Source organism: Dolichospermum circinale AWQC131C (assembly GCF_000426905.1).
GTDB lineage: Bacteria > Cyanobacteriota > Cyanobacteriia > Cyanobacteriales > Nostocaceae > Dolichospermum > Dolichospermum circinale.
In genome coordinates this window covers 5,946-25,255 of the sequence record NZ_KE384632.1, presented here as the reverse complement: position 1 = coordinate 25,255, position 19,310 = coordinate 5,946, and the positions used below count along the sequence as shown (strand labels likewise).

The 19,310-nt window shown below is 36.7% G+C and carries 18 protein-coding genes; 9 read left to right on the top strand and 9 right to left on the bottom strand.

Going from position 1 to position 19,310, the window contains the following annotated elements:
• Positions 1-167: 167 nt before the first annotated feature.
• Positions 168-950, bottom strand: a complete 783-nt coding sequence (locus tag ACIR131C_RS0116510; protein ID WP_028083146.1) for a phosphate ABC transporter ATP-binding protein — start codon at positions 948-950, stop codon at positions 168-170.
• 150 nt (positions 951-1,100) lie between these two features.
• On the opposite strand from ACIR131C_RS0116510, the gene ACIR131C_RS0116505 reads away from it, so the two are divergent.
• Positions 1,101-2,327, top strand: a complete 1,227-nt coding sequence (locus ACIR131C_RS0116505) for a tetratricopeptide repeat protein (RefSeq protein ID WP_028091094.1) — start codon at positions 1,101-1,103, stop codon at positions 2,325-2,327.
• Positions 2,328-2,850: 523 nt separating this feature from the next.
• Here the strand turns inward: ACIR131C_RS0116505 and ACIR131C_RS0116500 are convergent.
• The 4 genes from ACIR131C_RS0116500 to ACIR131C_RS24750 form a co-directional block, all read right to left on the bottom strand.
• Positions 2,851-3,138, bottom strand: coding sequence for a hypothetical protein (locus ACIR131C_RS0116500; protein WP_028091093.1), 288 nt, complete (start codon positions 3,136-3,138; stop codon positions 2,851-2,853).
• A 40-nt stretch (positions 3,139-3,178) separates the two neighbouring features.
• The gene (gene aroH, locus ACIR131C_RS0116495) at positions 3,179-3,592 is read right to left on the bottom strand and encodes a chorismate mutase (RefSeq protein ID WP_028091092.1); all 414 of its coding nucleotides are present in this window, start codon (positions 3,590-3,592) and stop codon (positions 3,179-3,181) included.
• Between the two features lie 59 nt (positions 3,593-3,651).
• Positions 3,652-4,473, bottom strand: coding sequence for a signal peptide peptidase SppA (gene sppA / locus ACIR131C_RS0116490; protein WP_028091091.1), 822 nt, complete (start codon positions 4,471-4,473; stop codon positions 3,652-3,654).
• A 422-nt stretch (positions 4,474-4,895) separates the two neighbouring features.
• A complete protein-coding gene (locus ACIR131C_RS24750; protein WP_071604967.1) occupies positions 4,896-5,180 on the bottom strand; it encodes a hypothetical protein in 285 nt (94 codons plus the stop codon).
• 551 nt (positions 5,181-5,731) lie between these two features.
• Here ACIR131C_RS24750 and ACIR131C_RS0116485 point away from each other — a divergent pair.
• The 4 genes from ACIR131C_RS0116485 (at position 5,732) to plsY (ending at position 9,230) form a co-directional block, all read left to right on the top strand.
• Positions 5,732-6,496 carry an MlaE family lipid ABC transporter permease subunit gene (locus tag ACIR131C_RS0116485; protein WP_028091090.1) on the top strand — a complete coding sequence of 255 codons (765 nt, stop codon included), beginning with the start codon at positions 5,732-5,734 and terminating at the stop codon, positions 6,494-6,496.
• A 58-nt stretch (positions 6,497-6,554) separates the two neighbouring features.
• Entirely contained in the window at positions 6,555-6,944 is a 390-nt protein-coding gene (locus ACIR131C_RS0116480; protein ID WP_028083140.1) for a DUF3119 family protein, read from the top strand.
• A gap of 129 nt (positions 6,945-7,073) precedes the next feature.
• On the top strand, positions 7,074-8,261 hold the full coding sequence (locus ACIR131C_RS0116475) for a DUF3086 domain-containing protein (RefSeq protein ID WP_028091089.1): 1,188 nt from the start codon (positions 7,074-7,076) through the stop codon (positions 8,259-8,261).
• A gap of 282 nt (positions 8,262-8,543) precedes the next feature.
• Complete coding sequence (plsY, locus tag ACIR131C_RS0116470; protein WP_028091088.1) at positions 8,544-9,230, top strand: glycerol-3-phosphate 1-O-acyltransferase PlsY; 687 nt, start codon at positions 8,544-8,546, stop codon at positions 9,228-9,230.
• Between the two features lie 41 nt (positions 9,231-9,271).
• On the opposite strand, the gene ACIR131C_RS0116465 is transcribed toward plsY, so the two are convergent.
• Genes ACIR131C_RS0116465 through ACIR131C_RS0116460 form a run of 3 tightly spaced genes read right to left on the bottom strand, consistent with a single transcriptional unit; the run spans position 9,272 to position 10,948 of the window.
• Positions 9,272-10,060 carry a hypothetical protein gene (locus ACIR131C_RS0116465; RefSeq protein ID WP_028091087.1) on the bottom strand — a complete coding sequence of 263 codons (789 nt, stop codon included), beginning with the start codon at positions 10,058-10,060 and terminating at the stop codon, positions 9,272-9,274.
• A gap of 24 nt (positions 10,061-10,084) precedes the next feature.
• Positions 10,085-10,210, bottom strand: a complete 126-nt coding sequence (locus tag ACIR131C_RS27110) for a hypothetical protein (protein WP_269208343.1) — start codon at positions 10,208-10,210, stop codon at positions 10,085-10,087.
• A gap of 9 nt (positions 10,211-10,219) precedes the next feature.
• Positions 10,220-10,948 carry a hypothetical protein gene (locus ACIR131C_RS0116460; RefSeq protein WP_028091086.1) on the bottom strand — a complete coding sequence of 243 codons (729 nt, stop codon included), beginning with the start codon at positions 10,946-10,948 and terminating at the stop codon, positions 10,220-10,222.
• A 524-nt stretch (positions 10,949-11,472) separates the two neighbouring features.
• Between ACIR131C_RS0116460 and ACIR131C_RS23985 the strand changes: the two genes are divergently transcribed.
• The gene (locus ACIR131C_RS23985; protein WP_028091085.1) at positions 11,473-12,453 is read left to right on the top strand and encodes a helix-turn-helix domain-containing protein; all 981 of its coding nucleotides are present in this window, start codon (positions 11,473-11,475) and stop codon (positions 12,451-12,453) included.
• Positions 12,454-12,537: 84 nt separating this feature from the next.
• The gene (locus ACIR131C_RS23980) at positions 12,538-13,512 is read left to right on the top strand and encodes a helix-turn-helix domain-containing protein (protein WP_051347596.1); all 975 of its coding nucleotides are present in this window, start codon (positions 12,538-12,540) and stop codon (positions 13,510-13,512) included.
• Positions 13,513-13,623: 111 nt separating this feature from the next.
• On the opposite strand, the gene chlP is transcribed toward ACIR131C_RS23980, so the two are convergent.
• A complete protein-coding gene (gene chlP, locus ACIR131C_RS0116445) occupies positions 13,624-14,844 on the bottom strand; it encodes a geranylgeranyl reductase (protein WP_028083134.1) in 1,221 nt (406 codons plus the stop codon).
• 399 nt (positions 14,845-15,243) lie between these two features.
• Between chlP and ACIR131C_RS0116440 the strand changes: the two genes are divergently transcribed.
• Positions 15,244-16,971: a DnaJ domain-containing protein gene (locus ACIR131C_RS0116440; RefSeq protein ID WP_028091084.1), complete on the top strand. Its 1,728-nt coding sequence runs from the start codon at positions 15,244-15,246 to the stop codon at positions 16,969-16,971.
• A 466-nt stretch (positions 16,972-17,437) separates the two neighbouring features.
• Positions 17,438-18,886: a glycoside hydrolase 100 family protein gene (locus ACIR131C_RS0116435; RefSeq protein WP_028091083.1), complete on the top strand. Its 1,449-nt coding sequence runs from the start codon at positions 17,438-17,440 to the stop codon at positions 18,884-18,886.
• Positions 18,887-19,310 lie beyond the last annotated feature (424 nt).

Genomic DNA, 19,310 nt, shown 5'->3' with positions numbered 1-19,310 from the left:
GGGCAAGATGCCCGCACCACAAGATTTTTATCATTACAGCACTTCCCGATGTTATGAGGTACATATTTAGCGGGCAAGATGCCCGCACCACAAGATTTTTATCATTAATATCTGCAAATTTTCAAATTTTAATATTAGGAACTGCTGTAAATTTCTCAAAAATTGACTTAATATCTTGAATAACTGCCAACATAATCACGGACTCGATAATCTATATATTGAGTCAAGATTTTTTTGGTGGGTGCAAATTCTCTTAATTGACCAATATGATTTTCATTATATTCAAACAGGGCTGTAAAATCTGCAAGTCGAGAGACTTGGTGCATATTGTGAGAGATAAATATAATTGTCAGTTCAGAACGCAAACACTCAATTAGTTCTTGAATTTTCATGGTGTTCATGGTATCAAGTCCACAACAAAGTTCATCCATGAGCATAACTTGGGGTTTGACGGCCAAAGCGCGAGCAATACACAGACGTTGTTGTTGTCCACAACCTAGTTCTAAAGCGGATTTATGTAGCTTATTTTTGACTTCTTCCCAAATATCGGCAGCTTTCAGAGCTAACTCAACAATATCATCTAATTCTGATTTTGGTCGCCATCCTGTTAATTTTACACCGTAAGCAATATTATCATAAATGCTAATAGGGAAAAGATTAGGTGTAGAGTAGATTGTACTAATTTGACGACGCAGACGATGAAGATTAATTCGTCGTTCATAAATATTTTGCCCAAAAAATTCTATTCTCCCTTCCGTTTTCACTTCTCCCTCTAGGTCATTCATGCGGTTCAGAGATTTTAAAAAGGTAGACTTACCACAACCACTAGGTCCAATAATAGCAATGATTTTATTTTGCGGAATATCCATGGATATATTGTCAAGAATTTTTTTCTTGTCGTAGTAAAAACTAAAGTTTTTGATACTAATGGCAGGAATTATTTTACTCATGTGCATAAAAAAAGGAATCAGTAATCGGGAGTTACCGAGCCAGAATACTTGTAAAACTTTATATTTGATTATAACCTAAATTGTATTCTTTATTTATCGGCTATATCATCAGTACCACGCTTAAATTAATCCAAGAAAGGCAAACTTATCATGTTACAACGTTTTATTTTGATCATTACTACTCTTATTTTCTGGCATTTGTCTATTTTTAGCACCCTAGCAAAGGATAAAAAATTTGAAAATTTGGATAAATTTCCTCCCAGTCCTTTGGAAATAACTACTCCAGACCCACTATTACCAAATTTAGCAAATAAACGGGAATTAACACCAGTAGAATTACAAAAATTAAAGACGGATTTAGATGAGTTAAATCAAGAAGCACAGGAGATATTACAAGGAGAAGATAATAAGAAAGCTTTTGAGATTTGGAATCGTGAATTAAGATTAAGACGGTTTTTAGGTCCATTGGCTGAAGTGGAAGCTTTATCACGGGTAGGAGAAATTTCTGTGAATGAAAATGAACGGGAAGAGGTGCAATATATTAGTCAGCGATTGCAAGTAATTCAAAGCGATATGCTAAAACAAAAAAGCACCGATTTACAATTATGGAAATCTCTGGCTAATGCTTATCAAAAACTTCGTCTTTATAAATTAGCAATATCATCTTATGAACAAATTATGACTTTAGTAAAACAGCAACAAGATTCATTTGCAGAAATAGAAACTTTAAAGAATATTGGTGAATTACATTTAAGTTGGTTTGATTATAATCAAGCTGCTAATGTTTACCAAAGGTTGTTAAATTTGGCAATTAATCAAGGTGATAAAACTAATGAATTAGTATATTTACAACAGTTAGCTTATATCTACACTCAAGGAAAACAACACCAAGCCGCAATAGATATATTCAATAAATTAGTGGAAATTTCTACTAATGAACAGAATTTGACTCAAGTTCCAACTTGGAAATTAGCTATAGCTGCAAATTATGAATTTCTAGCTAAAGAAAACCCGAATTTCAGACAACAGGCTTTTGATAATTATCAAGAAGCTTATACTATTGCATGGAAATTAGAACAGTACGCTAGGGCTGGAGAAGCATTAAATAAATTAATTGCTTTTTATCGCTTACAAAAACAAATTACCGCAGCTTTAGAAACTAGCCAAATTCTTATCGAAGCAGAAACATTAGCTAATAATTTTTATGGGTTAATGTCGGCTTATGATCAAATTGGTAACTTGTATTTAGAACGTCGAGAATACGCAAAAGCATTAACAGCATTTGCGAAAGGATTAGAAATAGCCCAACAACTTAAATATCAAGAATCATACTTTACTCAACAAATTGAAAGGTTAAAAACTGAGATAAAAATCTAGAGGATATCAGGATAAATAAAAAAGTCCGCTCACGCGGACTTTGGACATTGGATAAGGTTAAGTTGTCACCAAGAGAGCCTACAAGATGTTAGACTTATTTATATTTTTACTAATTAATTTTAGATAATCAAGTGGTTTGATCTAAGAGTTAGGACATAATTACTGTATTTATGTCTGAAAAAAAGGTATTTATTAATGATGATTATTATAGGTGAATAACTCTAAAGGCTTAATTCACAATTGATAATTGATAAAGCGGTATGCACTTGAATGAGATAGAGAATTTAACCAAAAACTATACACAGAAGGACTTTTACCTCTGTTCCCTGTTCCATGTTCCCTGTTCCCTGCTATAATTCATAGTCCAAAATTGCAGAAATTGTGGACATAATTGTGGACATAATTAAGATAGTTTTGTCTGAGATTTTTTCACACATATTTTAGGTTTATTGGGTGCTGTAATAACAGTTTGTCAACCAGTTTTTAAATGCTTGGATTCATCAAATTAATAACAGTTGTCACTTCAAATACTCGTACTTAAATTATGGGCGTAAATCACCTCAATATTACTACCAAACTCCAACTTATCCAAGGACTCTGTAAAAAATACAAACCCTTTGTACGCTGTCACATATTTATATATTTTTGTGAAATAACCTGTACTTGTGACAATTACAAGAGGCTCTTCACCTTTGGCAAGAATATTCAAAAAAGTATCTAGTTTTATACATATACCCGTTCCTCGATAGGTGAAAATACTCCCACCAATAGCAGCAGGTTGAGCAGCCGCGTCACCACCGTCATAGCTCATTGAGTGCTAACTTTGACATAATATTATTGACCTACTAATTTTAAACTTTTGTCTCCATGACGTGCTGTGTAGTTTGTAACGTTTGGGGTAAACTCCAATCTGGACGTAGTTTAGCCGCTTGACGTAAATAAATATGGTGAATTGGCTGGGAAATTGGTAAATGGGCGTGAATGAGAAAGCGAATACAACGCGGTAAACTTCCTTCTACGTGCATTTGTTGCACATCTAACATGGCCATATTATCCCACAAAGGCCGACTGCGAGCGATCGCTGCTGGGAAAATAGCATCTAAATCCTTGGTCACAGAAAAAGTCACACTAATCATATCCTCCGGTTGCAATTTATTTCTTTGTTCTAATTCATCTAATAATTCTGTCACTGACTCTCTAATTGCTTCAATGCTGTTTTCTGCAACAGTTGTTGCACCACGAATTGCTCGCATTTGCCATTTCACTACCAAAATCCTCCTTTTTTATTTGTCAGTTGTCAATTGACCACTGACTATTAACTTTACTATGGGCGGTATAACCACATGGGTAAACCATTTGTAGACATTTCAAATTCTAACCAATCAATTCCCGCACCAATAACAGATTTAGCTTGACGGTTTCCCGGTAATACACGACTCAATAATGGTTTTCGCTCCTCTAGCGTATAGCAAAGAGTTTTTTCCGGATCAAGTCCTACTAATTCCGCTGTCCAACGTCTTGCATCCTCTTCTGTCCCTAAACGGTCCACCACACCTAATTCTAAGGCCTGCTGTCCGGTGAAAATTCGACCGTCAGCAAAGCTTCTGACTTTTTCTACAGACAGTGAACGCGCCTGGGCTACTGTTTCTACAAATTGTTGATAGCTATAATCAATCAATTCTTGCAAAATAGTTTGCTCCGGTTCTGTTAGTTGCCGATCAAAAGCTAATATATCTTTGTATGGCCCTGATTTAATCACTTTAAAGGAAACACCAATTTTTTCCAGTAATACCTCCAGGTTGTTACCCCGCAAAATTACGCCAATACTCCCTGTAATTGTCCCTGGGTTCGCCATAATATGTTCTGCACCCATACCAATATAAACGCCACCAGAGGCGGAAATGTTGCCAAAACTGGCGACAATTTTGGTTTTTTTACTCAATCTTTTCAAAGCACTGTAGATTTCTTGAGAGTCCCCCACTGTACCCCCAGGACTATCAATGCGTAGCAGTAAGGCCGGAAATTTCCTTTCTTCTACAGTTTTCAATGCTTCTAGTACGTGTCTACGGGTTGCACCAGCGATCGCACCGCTAACTTCAATCCGTGCAATTTGTTTTCGCAAGTTGGGCTTAAATGGCCAAATCATGAGCAATCAAATAACTTTTTCATCTTCTCAATATCTTTAATATAGAACCAAAGAGGCTTAATCTCACGGGCTTAACTTACTCAAACTAAGCAGAATTGGCAATTACAACCAGGTAAAACTAACAATAAATATCCTTTTTACCTCTTTATTGCCGATAAAAGTCGCCAAATCAGCCACCCTGGAAAAGCTTAAGGAAATTTTTAGATTTTGTGTGTAGTTTTATTTGGTATCTTGAAAGTACGAGAAGCAAATTTTAACAATTGTCAATATTATTAACAATAATTGACATCAAAAATACAAGTTCTCGGCACAAATCCAATAACTTTTAACAAAAATACAAATATTTAGCCACATTTCACAAGTTATATTACTTGTTTTGTAATTGTGTCATTTTTACACCTAACTTGATGGGTTATTTAGTTTTAAGAGTCAGTATGGAGGATTTGATAACGATAATAAACGTAAGTGTCAAACAAAGCCCCGACAAAGCCACAGGTCAAACTAATTATCAATAGTCCGTTCAGGGAACTACCACTACCAAAAGTATCCAGAAAATGTATAATTTGCACTGAGATATCGGAAATCACCCCCTGTAGCCCAGGAATGTAACTAAAAATTGAGAGAACCAAAAGTATACCACCAAATAGGAATATGGGGGCAATAAAACTAAAAACGGTGGTTAAGACCAGGGAACGGAAAAAGTTCATTGTCAGACCAGGTTAGTGTGTAACTGGAGTAAACGGCGAAAATTGGTTTTGCATAATCACTGCATGAATTATGTTTCCCACAGAGTCGCAAAGGAGCAAAGCCCACAAACAATTTTATCCGCTACTTTCTACAATACTGGCGATCGCTCCTAAATCTTGATTTCGTCAAGAATCTTAAGTTTTCATTAAATTACACGGGTGATAGTTATCCCAAGTGCATTAGCTATTTTTTGATGTTTAAAATCTCTAAAACCTTGAAATCACAAGGAAATACATCTCAGTGTGCAGTTAACTGGCAGTAAAAACTCTCTAAAAACCTGCTTAATTTTATGAGAAAAGCTGTAACCTAAGTTAATAATCTCATACTTTGCTTGTAGAAAAGTGGCCGGAAACCCTTCTAGAGACGTGACCTGGCTAGGGTTTCTCTGCCCTAGAATCTTTACCTCCAGTATTATAGTATTTTAGCGTGTGTGATTGATAAAATCTGTAACTCACAGCATCCTTGACAATACTGCGTTACACTATATCAGCATTTACTATTTTAGATATATATGGCTAAATCCAGTTTAGAATCATGGAGTCAGCGATTGTTGGCCGCGATTTTTCTAGGTGGACAAGTCTTGGTTCACCTTCTCCGGGGCAAAATTCACCGTCGCAATACCCTAGAACAATTAGCAATAGTTGGTCCAGATTCTTTCTTTATTGCTTTGTTAACGGCTATATTTGTGGGTGCAGTATTTACAATTCAAGTCGCAAGGGAGTTTATTAATTTTGGCGCGGGAAACCTTGTTGGTGGGGTTTTAGCGGTAGCATTGACTAGGGAACTGACTCCGGTATTAACAGCAGTAATTTTAGCAGGACGAGTGGGTTCGGCTTTTGCGGCTGAAATTGGAACTATGAAAGTTACAGAACAGATAGACGCGCTATTAATGTTAAAAACAGATCCCATTGATTATCTCGTTATTCCCCGTCTTTTGGCTTGCTTCATTATGCTGCCTATTTTAACTTTGTTATCCTTGGTGACAGGAATGTCTGGAGGTTTGTTAATAGCTACCCGTATTTATAACCTGTCAGATACGGTATTCCTAGACTCAGCCCGTGACTTTCTCGATATGTGGGATATTGGCAAGGCTATGATTAAAGCCTCTTGTTTTGGGGTCTTAATTGCTATTATCGGCTGTAGTTGGGGTCTAACAACCACTGGAGGCGCTAAAGGTGTGGGACAATCAACTACAACTGCTGTTGTCACCGCTTTATTAGTTATATTTATTAGTAACTTCTTTCTCTCTTGGATGATGTTTCAGGGTTCAGCATAATTTGCAGGGAACAGAATTAATCAACAGTTAATGTCAATTATATAAAGGAGAACAGATTTTGACCAGTTCATTCACGCCTAACGTCATTTCCACGGTAGAATTACAACCAAGTTACAATATTCCTGTTGTTTTGGTCATTGGTGCTATTCCTATGCTGTTAATACAACCCTGGATAGGAGCTATATTAACGCTATTGGGTTTGTTTTTGATGTTGCAAGCTGTAACACTCAAGTTTAAATTTACTGCTACTGATTTCGATCTGTATAGAGGAGAAAAGTTAATTCGTCGTTTTCCTTACCAAGAATGGCAAAATTGGCGGATATTTTGGCATCCTGTACCTATTTTGTTATATTTTAAGGAAATTAACAGTATTCACTTTTTACCAATTTTATTTGACCCTAAAACCTTAAAATCTTGCTTGGAACAACGTTGTCCACGAATTGATTAGACTAATCAATTTAATTATATTAATTTTGTTTCGCGCCAAGGCGCAAAGGAGCAAAGACGCAAAGGTAATAATTTTTTGATGGAATTATATGTTTCAATTTACTAAGACTGAAAATTTAGATGATTATTTATGAGTATAGAAGAATCCCAAACTCCAGAGCCAATAGACGAGTGGTTAGAACAAATAGCAGTTCAACCTCCTGAAAATGAACCACCAGCAAGCCTAACTACTGATTTAGAATTAGAAGCTGAAGTATCAACACCAGAAATTGCTTTTAATTCAGATACTATTGACCCAAAAACATTAACAACGGAAAACTTAAATTTATTAAATACACAAGCGACGGCACAAGTAAACCAATTGCAGCAAGTTAAATCTGACTTAAAAGCGGAAATTGAGCAATTGGAACTTACATATAAAACTCTTCAGACGCAAATAAGTGTAACTCAAACCGCACTTTCCCAGGTTGTTCAAGAATCTTTATCACAGTTAGAACAACGCAAACAAGCTTTACAAATTTCTGTAGAACAATTAGAACGTCGTCAAGAACGAATTCGCAATGAAATGCGAACTAGTTTTGCTGGTACATCTCAAGATATAGCAATTCGGGTACAGGGTTTTAAGGACTATCTTACAGGTAGTTTACAGGATTTGGCAGCAGCAGCAGAACAAATGCAGCTTTTGCAACCTGTGAAGGAACAGGAAAAGCCTGCACCCAAGGAAGTAAAATCAGTTAAGGAAAAGTTAGAAGTCCCACAACTGGGACAACAGCAGTTTCAGGATACTACGAAAAAAATCCGCCGCTTACTTGACCAATATCGCAACCAACCAGACTATTATGGACCACCTTGGCAGTTACGCCGCACTTTTGAACCAATTCACGCGGAAAAACTCTCAAATTGGCTATTTACCCTGGGGGGACGAGGCGCTTTGCGGACAATGGGTAGCCGCTTACAAAATATTTTAATTGCTTCATCTGCAATTTCCATATTACATGAACTATATGGCGATCGCTTACGAACTTTGATTTTAGCTAACACACCGGAACGCTTAGGCGAATGGCGACGCGGTTTACAAGATTGTTTGGGCATTGGTCGTTCTGATTTTGGACCGGATAGAGGTGTGGTATTATTTGAAGCACCGACTGCTTTGGCTCAGAAAGCTGATAGATTAGTTAAAGCCAATGAAATGCCTTTAATTATTATTGATGATTCTGAGGAACAAATTAGTCTAGGTTTGCTACAATTTCCTTTGTGGTTGGCTTTTGCTCCTGACCCGAAAACTATGAAAGATAGGGATTTTGATGATGATTTTTAGTTAGTTATTGGTCAGTTGTCAGTTGTCAGTGGTTGTTTGAACGGTCTAAATTAATACTAACTATGGCGATTCTAAATTGCGTTTCATATTGCAGTTATAGAATAAGATTTTAATAACTATTGACCGTAGATAAACGCAAATAAATATGAATGAATTAATAGATTTTATAATTCTTTGTAGCCTATTATAAAATTGTGTAGTAACTGACAACTGACAACTGACAACGAACAACGAACAACGAACAACTAACAACTAACAACTAACAACTGACAAATTTATTTTATGTTTATGTGGTTAACTTTGTGTGCTGTGGTGGTTTTATTAGCTTACTTATTTGGTTCTTTTCCAACTGGATATCTAGCGGGTAAGCTATTAAAAGGTATTGATATTCGAGAAGTTGGTTCTGGTTCAACTGGTGCAACTAATGTTTTACGCACTTTAGGTAAAGGTCCAGGAGCATTTGTCTTATTAATTGATGCTTTGAAGGGAGTATTAGCAATAAATCTAGTTTACGCTTTATTTAAAATTGCTCCTGTTAGTAATTTAATACCAATACCACCAACTGTAAATATCGAAATTTGGCAACCTTATTTAGTCACTTTAGCCGGGTTAGCTGCCCTTTTAGGACATAGTAAATCAGTCTTTCTCGGCTTTACAGGTGGTAAGTCTGTAGCTACTGGTGTGGGAATTTTATTAGCTATAAATTGGCAAGTAGGATTATCAACATTGGCAGTTTTTGCTGTCGTCATTGCTATTTCTAAAATTGTTTCTTTAAGTTCTATTTCTGGGGCTGTGGCTGTTTCTATTTTTATGATAATTTTTCATCAACCTTTAGCCTACATTATTCTCGGTCTTGCTGGAGGTTTATATATAATTATCCGTCATCGCAGTAATATTGAGCGATTAATTGCGGGTACAGAACCGAAAATTGGCCAGAAGGTAGAAACACAAACTCAACAAACTAGTTAGAGTCTGCTGAAAAAGTGATCATGGTCTTTTGCCTTTAATCCTTAATAGTCAATTACCATAAGATTTCCAAAAGAAATATTTTGATAGTGTTTATAGTAACCACTCCAAAATTGCCAGAAGGTATTTCCGTATTTAGGGTGATCACCTCCGTCACAAGGATAAACATCACAAGGATAAATTAGGCGTCCTTTCTCAATGAAACAGGCTTCAGCTATAAACAAGTTGTTCTTGTCTGTTTTTTTTGGTCCTCTACCACGAAATACACTCCAACCATGATTATTAACTAGAGGACTATTATTATGCCAAATATAGTATCTATAGGTTGTTCCTGCGATAATTCCCCAAGCGTTGGGGTCGAGGTTCATGTCTTTAGCCATTTGTTGAACAATAGCAGGATTCATATAATTATCTTTACAGGTTTGCTCGACAGATTGATCAGCAGTATTTAGCATTTGCTGTATCTCCTCGTCGTTCATATCCTGAATCAAAGCCTCAATGATGTCCCTTTCGATGCCAAAAACATTGGATACTACATTAACTATATCATCAATTTTTGGTTTAGGCACAGTCAAAAATATTCCTAAATCTAAATTTAGTTTTAGCCCGTCCTTGATGATATCCCACCAGTCACGAAAGTTTGTCACCCATTTACCGGGTTTATATACCCCTTCAGGGCTACCTGTGGGAGAATAGGGTAAATTATATTCCCAACAACCAGGGCGACCATCATGCCAAGGATCTTTTGTGCCAGACTCATGATGCACTCGCACGTGCAGATTATGTTCGTTAAAGTTATGAAAATGGAATTGCCATTCAAATTTGTCAGCCATAATCGTGGTTACTCAAATTACTAGTTATTTAGTTGAGGTTGGTAATGGTTGACGGATAATTGCTAAGTAATTTTCTGTTTTAATCTTGTCAATTCTATAATTATCAATCATTAAGCGATCGCACGGTGTTGGACAAAAAAACTGTAGCAAAAATTGATTTTAATATCTGTGAAAGTCACGACTCCAAAAGTTCCAGAACGTATTTCCATGTTTGGGGTAATCAGTATCATCACAAGGATAAATCAGTCGTCCCTTGTCAATAAAACAGCCTTCGGCAATCAAAAAGCGGTGTTTTGCCTTGTCTCCCCAAGCACGAAATACACTCCAACCATGGTTATTGATCACGGGACTATTGTTGTTCCAGATATGGTCTCTGTAGGTTTTCCCGCTGATAATTCCCCAAGCTTTCGGATCTAGATTCATGTCTTTAGCCATTTGACGAATAACGGTCGGATTCATGAGGTTATTTATACAGGTTTTATCGACGGATTTGTAACAAGTTCTTAGCATTTGCGCTATCTCATCGTTACTCATCTTTTTAATACAAGCCTCAACTACATCCCCGTCTACGGCAAAAACATTAGAAATTGCCTCAATGACATCATCGGTTTTTGGTGACTGTACAACAAAGAATATTCCTAAATCACCAATTAGTTTCAGCCCGTTCTTGATTACAGGCCACCACTTGTCAAACTCTACTACGTAATTACCCGGTCTATATAATCCTTCAGCCCCCCCTGTAGGACAATAGGGTACTTGGTGTTTCCAATAACTAGAATCTCTATCGTCCTGGGATGTTAATACACAACCTGTGTGACGCACCTGGACTTGCATTTCATTTTTGTTAAAGTTACGAAAATCAAATTGCCATTCAAATTGGTTAGCCATAATCTTAGTTGTCCTTGTGTTAAAAAAAATTCATGACTTACGTTACGCAATATACAAATTAACCGTCATCCGTATGGATTATATAGCCATTTATTATCTATGAACATTCCAAAATTCCCACTTTTTCATATAAGTAAAAAAAGCCATTATTAGTCATATAAATGAATTTATTTGGTTTATACCCTCTTAAACTACATCTCACGTTAAATTACTTGGTTTTAAACCCCTAATCTATGTTATGATATAACTATTTCCTCATTCAGATAGAAAATACTGATGTTAATCAATATCTTCTTTTACAAAACAAGTAACCCTTCATGCCGCTAAGTGGTACGGACATTATACTTAGTATAAGTATACAATTTACACCAGTTTTCATCTGCATCTTGCGAATGAGTATTGGAAAATACACACTTTTTACTGTGTAAAAAAAGCCATTATTAGTCATATAATTAAATTTATCTATTTTATACTCACTTAAACTACATCTCACTTTAAATTACTCAGCATTAATCTCCTAATCTATGTCTGAACAACATCCCCTTGGCAATTCTCAGGTGGTGACTCACCAGTTTAATGACCTAGATAGGTTTGTACAAGCCATAAAACCTCTAAATATCAAAGAAGGTAATCAATTAAGCCCAGGAGGCTTTCTAGGAACGCTTAATTTTGCGGACTTTGGAGATTTGAAGTTTACTCACGTATATCAAAATCAAGTGGCTCAAGCCACTGGCATGAAATCTACTGATCATATCTCCTTTGTGTTGGCATTTCACCCCAAGTTGATACAAATAAGCTCTCATGGTTGTGCTGTTGGAAAATATGATATATTTGGTTTCGATTCAACTAGGGAAGTAGATGTAGTTGTCAGCAAAGATGTTCATCTGGTCATGGCTAGTGTGAATGCGCGGGCTTTTTATACTTTATACGAACAAATGGGATACGAAATGGGACAAAAGGTTCTCCAAAATAATGCTCTGAGTTTACACCCCTCGTCATTGCGACCTCTCAAGGCTTACTATCAACAAATTACTCATATATTGAGTACCCAACCATCATTATTGATACAATCACAGATACAATCATTAATAATAGAAGATTTTTTACCATTACTAATTAATACTTTCGGTAATAACGCTCAAAAAAAACAACGTATATTAAGACCATTCCGTCGTTATTCCCTGATCAGGAAAGCAGAAGAAGTTTCTAAATCCTATAGAGATAAACCTTTAACACTACAAAAACTATGTGAGGAATTAGAAACTAGCAGTAGTGCCTTATGTTGCGGGTTTCAGGAAGTTTTTGGTATCAGTCCCGTGGCTTATATCAAAATTCAACGGCTCAACGGGGTACGCCGCGCTTTAATGAATGCAGATCCAAATATAAAAACAGTGATGGAGGTGGCTCAGGAGTGGGGATTTTGGAATGCTTCACATTTTGCTAAGGATTATAGGGAAATGTTTGGTGAGTTACCATCAAAAACTTTGCGAGGTCATTTGCAATAATCAAATGCTTTCAAACCTGACTTCTCTACAAAATCGGGAATCTGGGAGTTATAGTATTATAGGAGGTGTAAAATATGTAAATCTATGTCTCAACAGAATCTTCATGGTAATTCACTGGTTTTTAGTCGTCAGTTTAATGATGGATATAAATTTGCACAGGCGATAAAACAGCTAAATATCAAAGAAGGTAGTCAATTAAGCCCAGGAGGCTTTCTAGGAACCCTTAATTTTGCAGACTTTGGAGATTTGAAGTTTACTCACCTGCATCAAAATCAATCTACTAAAGCCATTGGTACGAAATCTACTGATCATATTGGCTTTGCGTTGGCATTTCAACCCAAGTTGACACAAGTAAGCTCTCACGGTTGCGTTATTCAAAACCATGATATATTTGGTTTTGATGCTACTAGGGAAGTAGATGTAGTTGTTAGCAAAGACGTTCATCTAGTAACAGCTAGTGTAAATGCGCGGGTTTTTCATACCTTATACGAACAAATGGGATATGAACAGGGAGAAAAAGCTCTCAAGCACAATACTATGCGTTTACACCCTGCATCATTGCGACCTATCAGGGCTTTCTATCAAGAAATCGTTAGTATATTCAATACTCAACCATCATTATTAATGGAATCACAGATGCAATCATTAATAATGGAAGATTTTTTGCCATTGCTAATTAATACCTTTGGTAGGAACGCCCAAAAAAAACCACGCACATTAAAACCCTTCCGTCGTTATTCCCTGGTTAAGAAAGCGGAAGAAATTTCTAAGTCCTATAAAGATAAACCTTTAACACTACAAAAACTATGTAACGAATTAGGAACTAGCAGTACTGCCTTATGTTCTGGATTTGAGGAAGTTTTTGGTATCAGTCCCATGGCCTATATCAAAATTCAACGGCTCAATGGGGTACGTCGCGCTTTAATTAATCCTAACCCGAATACAAAAACAGTGATGGAGGTGGCTCAGGAGTGGGGATTTGGGAATGCTGCATATTTTGTTAAGCATTATCAGGAAATGTTTGGTGAGTCACCATCAAAAACTTTGCAAAGTCATTAAACCTGGGTTAAGTGATGAAAGTTTTTCGACACTAGAATACCATTTCATCATCAGTTTCAAATCCAAAAAAAGAAGCCCAGAAATAAATTTCTGGCTTCTGATTTCCTATATTTAGGGTGCAAGGGCGTTACCACGAATTAAACTACCAATGGTTTTGGCGGTAATTTTTAATTGGGTAAAGGGGTTAGCGGGGACTACGGTTTTATAAAGATAACTGTCAAAAGTTAGCTTTTGTACGTCCATATCATCACACATTTCTACAAATGCTTCCCGGGTAGCGTCGGAACGATAGAAGACGGTTTGTAAAATGTCTAATACCTTATAAGTGAGTCCGTATTTCTTATCCCAACGTTTGAGGTAAAGTTTTAAATCTCGTTCTGTGGGAATTCGCGCTCCATTGTTGGAAGTTTCGACAATAGTTTCTGCACACATTCTCCCAGATTTGGCCGCAAAGTAAATACCTTCACCGGAGGATTTGGTGACATAACCAGCAGCGTCTCCTACTAAAGCAATGCGTCCGACAACGCGACGGGGACGGGGGTGTTCTGGTATGGGGTGGGCTTCTACTTTGATGATTTTACCACCGGCTAGTTTTTCGGAAGCACGGGCCCGAATACCTGCTTGTAATTGTTTAATGCTGGCTTTGTTAATTTGCATTGTGCCAGTACCTACTGCTACGTGATCATATTTGGGAAATACCCAAGCGTAGAAGTCGGTAGAAACGTCGTCACCAACATACATTTCTGCCAGGTCATTATAATAGGCCATTTTATCTTGGGGAAGACGAATGCGTTCTTGGAAAGCGATCGCATAATTATAATCTCCAGCATCCATATCCTTAGCAATGCGGGAATTTGCGCCGTCCGCACCAACGATTAAATCCACTTTGAGGCTTTTAGTCACGCCCTGGGACCCGTCTCCTGTATGGTCAACATAATGGATGGTATAGGGGTCGGTATTGTTCCCAGGAATATCAACTTTATGAACAGTGGCGTTAATTAAATTCGCGCCTAATTTGGCCGCCCGGTTTCGTAAGAAACCATCTAGCACTTCTCGGCGGCACATTCCTATATATTCATCTTCATTTATCAAATTGATATCAACCTCACGATTAGAGGGAGAAATCATTTTCATTTTCCGTACCCGACGGTCAATGATTTCTGGAGGTAAATCAAACTCATTCACCATACAGAGGGGAATAGCGCCCCCACAAGGTTTGGCGTTATCTAATTTCCGCTCAAACAAGTATGTTTCGATTCCAGCTTTCGCTAGAGTTTCAGCAGCGCATGAACCCGCAGGTCCAGAACCAACAACAGCAACTCGTAGTGTCAAAGGTTTTCTCCCAATTATCAATATTTTCCCAAAGTATCCTATCACGGACTTTTAGCTGGCCTTCCCCCTTAGCCTGGGGTTTTCATACAAAATACAATATTCCTTAATATTTCGTCATCAAAATGGCATATTTTATGTAAGTAGGTTGGCGTTAAAAATTGTCGTTGGGGCAAGGGAACAGTGAACAGGGAACAGGTTTTGGGCAACTTTACTTTTCGTTACTTGTGTCGGTTTTTTTCCGTTCACTTACTTATCTCAGGACTTACACAAAACAAAACGACACGAGAGTGAGAGGGATTTTCGGGTAAATGAACCACCAGAGGCGTAAAGTAGGAGAGATGCTGTAATTTATAAATATAAATTACCCTTACGTAAAAATCAAGTTTCCGGTTACATCCTATGAAACCAATATCCCAACCAGGTGCAATATTTATTACTACAGGAACGTTAACAGGTGCAACTATTTCCTCCACTGTGGGTGGTATGGGAATAGTTGGACGCTTTGGTGGTCTAGGAATAGGTGAGGCTTCTGTAACGGCTGCGGGTGCTGTTATTGGCGCTGCTGCTTATGGTGCTTTTGAGGGAATGAGAACAGGGGATACAGTAGCTTTTAGTGCAATGGGTATTGGTGCTATGAGTGGTTTTGGGATTTCTAATATGATCGGTAATATGGGATTTGTCGCGCCTAAAGTTGGGTTAGCGTTCGGTATTGGTACTGTACCCATGGCGGGAATTGGTGCAGTTTTAGGACTTGCTGCTTATGGTGTGGCTAAACTATTAAATGATTCTGAATGTCAAGAAACCCCTATGCAGCTTTTTGAACGTATGGAAGAGAAAATTTTACAAAATGATTATTATAATGATCATTATCTTGCAGCGTTACTAGAGTTATCTGGTGATGATCTTAATGGCAAATTTACGGACTTAGAAATTGATGATGAGTTAGAAAAATTAAAGGCGAAGATAAATAGTGAAACTGCAAAAAATGAACCCCAAAAAATATTAACTATGGCTTCTCAAATAATGGGAAATTGGCAATGTGTAAAAACTCTGAAAGGACACACAGCTAGGGTGAATAGTGTAGCTATTCATCCTGATAATAAAACTTTGGTGAGTGGTAGTAATGACAGACAAGTTAATTTATGGAATTTGCAAACTGGCAAATGTCTTTATATTTTTTCTGGACAAGGGGAAGCTGTGTTATCTGTGGCTATTAGTCCCGACGGAAAACAGGTAATTAGTGGTACTATAGATCGGAAAATCAGTAGTTGGGAATTAGAAACAAAAAAATATCATCGCACATTCTCTTATTTAACTTCTCCCTATAGCCATAATGGGTTTATCAATGCACTTGTTTATAGTCCTAATGGTAATATTATTGCTAGTGCTAGTGGGGATAAAACCATCAGAATTTGGCAAAGTTCTACAGGAACAATTAAACGGACTTTAAATGGACACACAGATGCAGTTTTAGCTATTGCTATTAGTTCTGATTCTACAATCCTTGTTAGTGGAAGTGCTGATAAAACTATCAGAATTTGGAATTTACAAACTGGGGAAAACCGTTATATTATTAATCAGCATTTAGCAGCAGTAAATACATTAGCAATTACTCCCGATAATCAAACTTTTATTAGTGGTAGTACAGATAGTACAATTAAACTGTGGCATCTTCATACAGGGGAATTATACCGGACTCTGAAAATCCACTCAACGGCTATTTCTGCTATTGCTATTCACCCAGATGGTAAAATTGTTGCTAGTAGTAGTCAAGAGGGAATTATCAAACTTTGGAATTTTCAAACTGGGGCATTATTGGCAACTATTTCTGGTTTTAGTCCTCTAGTTTTTAGTCTAGATGGTACAATGCTGATTAGTGTTGATCAAAGTGGGACTATCAAGATTTGGCAACTTGACAGCAGCGATAATTTACCATTAATTGGGGAATGGTGGGAAATTTTAGGCGTAGAACCGAAAACTCACCCCAAAGATGTCAAACTGGCCTATCTGAGATTAGCTAAATTATATCATCCTGATATTAACAGTTCTGTTAGTGCTAAAACTGCCATGCAAGCAGTTAATCAGGCATATCAAAAGTTTCAGCAGCAATTAAACACACATAATTGATCATAAAATCAGTGGAAATTTGGGAATTTTGCCCTATAAACTTGATTTTTTCACAGTCTATCAAAGAAAGATAGCTTTATCAGTATTAATAACTAGATTTTTTGAATTTTCTGATTTTTTTGAGTTTTTTTGAATTTTTGTGAATTGTTTATGTTGCATATTTTCAAAAAACGTTATAAATTGTTAAGTTGTAGGGGAATAATATTTTTTTTGATTTCAATAGCAAATTCCTGATCAAGTATGTATACTAAAATTCTGTGATTCTAATACACGGAATGAGGTGTATTTTCAGAAGTTAAGAAAACTGCTAAATACTGTGCAGTTAGGTTTTTACATTGACTAAGTTTTAGTATTTTGACTGGATTGATATTTGCTATTTCAAAGTTATGATGAAAATGGCATAAACAATAATTAAAGGTGTATCTACTCCCGAAAAATCTACTATCTAAATGGAGTTAGTCTGGAAATGCAACTAAATAAATTAGAGACAAGTCAAAATATAGAAAATGAAGCATGGCAAGTATTAGAGAATTCAATTCTCTATTATAAAGGTCAGCCTGTAGGTACTGTAGCGGCTTATGATTCATCCGTAGAAGCACTAAATTATGACCAATGTTTTATTCGAGATTTCGTTTCTTCGGCGTTAATTTTTCTGATTAAAGGTAGAACAGATATTGTCAAAAACTTCCTAGAAGAAACATTAAAGTTACAGCCTCAAGAAAAAGCGTTAGATGCCTATAAACCCGGTAGAGGTCTAATTCCAGCCAGTTTTAAAGTCGTTTCTGCCAATGGGGAAGAATTTTTAGAAGCTGATTTTGGTGAACACGCTATTGCTAGGGTGACACCAGTTGATTCTTGTTTATGGTGGTTGATTTTATTGCGGGCTTATGTAGTCGCTACCAATGATTCATCTTTAGCTTATCAACCTCAATTCCAAACAGGAATTAGGTTAATTATGGATATCTGTTTGGCTAATCGTTTTGATATGTACCCAACTCTATTAGTTCCCGACGGCGCGTGTATGATAGATAGACGCATGGGTATTTATGGACATCCTTTAGAAATTCAAGTTCTGTTTTTTGCGGCTTTACGTGCAGCGCGAGAACTGCTAATTTGCCAAGGTAATCAAGATATTATTGAAGCCATTGATAACCGTTTACCTTTATTATGTGGTCATCTTCGTCAGCATTATTGGATAGATATTCATCGTTTGAATGCAATTTATCGGTTTAAAGGGGAAGAATACGGTAAAGCTGCGGTTAATCTTTTCAATATTTATGCAGATTCTTTACCTTATTATGATTTGGATAAATGGCTACCCAGAAAAGGGGGTTATTTTGCGGGAAATGTTGGACCATCACAAATGGATACTCGTTTTTTCACTCTCGGAAATTTAATGGCTGTAATTTCTGATCTTGCTACAGAAGAACAGTCTGAAGCAATTATGAATTTGATTGAAAAAAGATGGGAGGATTTAGTAGGAGATATGCCTATTAAAATCTGTTATCCTGCTTTACAAGGTGAAGAATATCGAGTAGTAACAGGGTGTGATCCAAAAAATATTCCCTGGTCATATCATAATGCCGGAAGTTGGCCTGTTTTAATGTGGATGTTAGCAGCAGCAGCGGTAAAAACCAAAAAACCAGAATTAGCACAAAAAGCCATTGAAATTGCTAAATCTCGACTCAGTGAAGATGAATGGCCAGAATATTATGATGGTAAAAAAGGGAGATTAATTGGTAAACAAGCGAGAAAATATCAAACTTGGACAATTACTGGTTATTTATTAGCCCAGGAATTAATCAATAATCCCAATCATTTATCATTAATTAGTTTTGATGAATTACCCCCAGAAACCATTTCTAGAGCCTGTGAATTTGAAGTTGGCAGTATAGATCCTTACATGAATCATTAAGCTGTACTGCATTTAATTTGTATGATTCTAGCGGGTATTTTGCCCGCTCTACAACATGGTGCGGGGTGCGGGGTTATCTTCTTCATCCTCTTCTTCATACTCCCCACTCTCTAACTCTGTACTCCGCACTCTTTAAGATAGTTCTTCCTTATCAAAATAAGGATAACATATTTAAAATCCTTTGTCAATATCTAAAAATAAAATTTTTCGCGGTTTTTTTGCGTTTTGTGATAATTGTAGGTTGGGTTAAGCGACAACGTAACCCAACAAAGTTATTAACAATATTGTGTTTTTTATTACTGGCTTTTTGTAATAAAAACTACCCTCCCAGAAGACTATTTTATTCCATTAGGGTTTTCAAATTTTACTGGTAGGGAAGAAACCAAATAGTTTGACTACTCCACTAATTAAGGCTATAATCACC